The organism is Paramuribaculum intestinale (assembly GCF_003024925.1).
Classification (GTDB): domain Bacteria; phylum Bacteroidota; class Bacteroidia; order Bacteroidales; family Muribaculaceae; genus Paramuribaculum; species Paramuribaculum intestinale.
This window is the reverse complement of sequence record NZ_PUED01000273.1, coordinates 1-2,397: the sequence shown is the minus strand read 5'-3', so window position 1 is coordinate 2,397 and position 2,397 is coordinate 1. Positions and strand designations below refer to the sequence as shown.

At 53.4% G+C, this 2,397-nt stretch carries 4 protein-coding genes; 3 read left to right on the top strand and 1 reads right to left on the bottom strand.

What is annotated here, in order from left to right:
- Nucleotides 1-355, bottom strand: a 355-nt coding sequence (locus C5O24_RS12610) for an outer membrane beta-barrel protein (protein WP_133165590.1), incomplete at its 3' end; no start/stop codon positions are given.
- Nucleotides 356-950: 595 nt separating this feature from the next.
- Between C5O24_RS12610 and C5O24_RS14535 the strand changes: the two genes are divergently transcribed.
- The 3 genes from C5O24_RS14535 to thiS all read left to right on the top strand — a co-directional run.
- Nucleotides 951-1,385 carry a TM2 domain-containing protein gene (locus tag C5O24_RS14535; protein WP_107035807.1) on the top strand — a complete coding sequence of 145 codons (435 nt, stop codon included), beginning with the start codon at nucleotides 951-953 and terminating at the stop codon, nucleotides 1,383-1,385.
- Nucleotides 1,385-2,191 carry a bifunctional hydroxymethylpyrimidine kinase/phosphomethylpyrimidine kinase gene (gene thiD / locus C5O24_RS12600; protein WP_107035806.1) on the top strand — a complete coding sequence of 269 codons (807 nt, stop codon included), beginning with the start codon at nucleotides 1,385-1,387 and terminating at the stop codon, nucleotides 2,189-2,191. Before C5O24_RS14535 ends, thiD begins: the two co-directional genes overlap by 1 nt.
- On the top strand, nucleotides 2,188-2,397 hold a 210-nt coding region (gene thiS / locus C5O24_RS12595), incomplete at its 3' end, for a sulfur carrier protein ThiS (RefSeq protein ID WP_107681928.1). The genes thiD and thiS, both read left to right, overlap by 4 nt.

Here is a 2,397-nt window from a genome sequence, read left to right as displayed (position 1 = left end):
CGTGGAGCGGGATCACAGCATAATGCATCCGGAGCTGTTCGTTGCCATAGCCCTGGCTACTCCACATCTTGCGCTCGCCCAGATGCACCTTGGAGCCGGTCATCTCATAGTGCAGACCGATATCCAGTCCGAATCCGATACCGGGGAACATCATTTCGCCGGTTACGCCGGCCGAAAACCCTGTGGATTTATCGACAGTGACAAGTTCCTGCTTAAACTTGAGATTATTGACATTAACTCCCGCCTGCGCACCCCAGCGGAACTGTGCGAATGCCTCTGACGGCACAGTCATTGCCGCAGCAACGGCGATCGCCGCGGCTGTGCGGCGCAGATATGATCTGATTGGTTGTATCATGATGATAGTGCTATATTTTCGGCAAAGGTACAAAACACTCCCGACATACCCGCCCCAACTGCACCAAAAAATCGCATTGCGCGGCTAACTGTTTCTGAAATGGAGCGGTTGTTAGATCCTAATGGCCATCCATCGACGTTTGCCTGCATTTCCACAACCCATCACTGTTTGGCATAAAAAATAAGCCGGGTCTCTCAAGGAACACCCCGGCGCTAAACTGGCATGATAGCCTTGCAGCTAAAGTCCATCACAAAAGTAATACTTTTCTTTTACACTCCAAATAATTCTTTTACACTCCAAATAATGACACCGCAAAAATTTCGCGAATTTACCAAAAAAGATGAAAAGAGCTCGCAAAGCTTCTCCGCAGCGATCTGCCGCGGCTCATGGTAACAAAGGCGATGCAGCATTTCCGGGCAATTTCGCCCGGATCACCCCAAAATGCGCAAGACGACAAAACGAATATGACAAAAAAACTGACATGACAACGAAGAATTAACCGCGGTAATAAAGAATTTTGTAACTTTGTAGGCACGGCCGATGCTGTCGGCAAAGGCCTGACACTATTTCAACGACAACTATTCCGACAGAAATTATGAAAAAATGCCCTTATTGCGCCGAAGAGATTCAGGACGACGCCATAAAATGCCGATACTGCGGCAGCGCTATCGATAACGGATATGGCCAGACGCCGCCCCCATACGGCGATCAGCAAGCCCATTACGCCGGCCAGTCATCACCGTCAGACCCTTACGCGATGTGGTATGCCAATGACGCTTTCGCATCGGGTCCGCAAGGACGGAGCCGCGGAGTGACTGCCCTGCTGGCCATACTGTTAGGCTGGCTCGGAATCCACTATTTCTATATCGGGAAAACCACCGGCGGCATAGTGTTTCTGTTGCTGACGGTGATCTCCTGCGGATCAATTCCTGCACTTTTAGGGCTGATACAGGGCATAATGATGCTCTGCATGACCAATCAGGAATTTGAGAACCGCTATCTGCTCACCACTTCATCATTCCCATTCTGATGCGCCGGTACATACCTGTGCTAACCATAGCCGGATCCGACTCATCGGGCGGCGCAGGCATTCAGGCCGACATCAAGACCATGTCGGCCATAGGGTGCTACGGCATGTCGGCCATTACAGCCCTGACGGCACAGAACACCGTCGGCGTGGGAGCCATAGAGGGGGTAAGCCCCATGATGGTCAAGGCACAGATCGACGCCGTGTTTGCCGACATATCGCCTGCTGCTGTCAAGACCGGAATGCTCTTCAGCGCTCCGATAGTCGAGGCTGTGGCCGAAGTGCTCGGACATCACTGCGTCAAAAATCTTGTGGTCGACCCGGTGATGGTGTCGACAAGCGGCAAACGCCTGATCGCCGACGATGCAGTGGAAGCCATGAGACGGACACTCTTTCCTATGCTCACACTCATCACCCCCAACCGCAACGAGTCAGAGGCGCTTACCGGCTGCGACGACCCACGCCGGCAGGCCGAGGAACTGCGCCGACAAGGATGCGCCAATGTGCTCGTAAAGGGTGGCGATTCGGATGCGGTAGATTTCAAGACAGATATGCTGCTCACAGCCGATGGCGACTGGATTGAGCTCAAAGCCGATGCGGTCGACACCCCCAACACACACGGCACCGGATGCACTCTGTCGTCGGCCATAGCGTGCTACATGGCTATAGGCTACAGTCTGCCAAGAGCCGTGGAGATGGGCAAGCTTTTCGTCACCCGCGCACTCCGCTCCGGCGCTAAAGTCACTACCGGCAAAGGCCACGGCCCGGTCGACCACTTTTTCTCACCACGCAAACTTAAGATCACATGAACATAACAATCAACGGCAAAACGTATGATATGCCTGAGGCATCCACACTGCAGGATGCTCTTGAGGCGGCTAACGTAAAACCGCAAGGCATAGCCACTGCGCTCAACACTCATGTGGTGACCGCCGACATGCGTCCGAAACCGGTGCTGACCGATGGCGCACCCGTAGTAAGCATCACCAATTTTTACGGACGAAGACCAACAAGA

Coding starts and splice junctions, on each gene's coding strand:
- thiD (WP_107035806.1), top strand. CDS start 1,385: ATGCGCCGGTACATACCTGTGCTAACCATAGCCGGATCCGACTCATCG.
- C5O24_RS14535 (WP_107035807.1), top strand. CDS start 951: ATGAAAAAATGCCCTTATTGCGCCGAAGAGATTCAGGACGACGCCATA.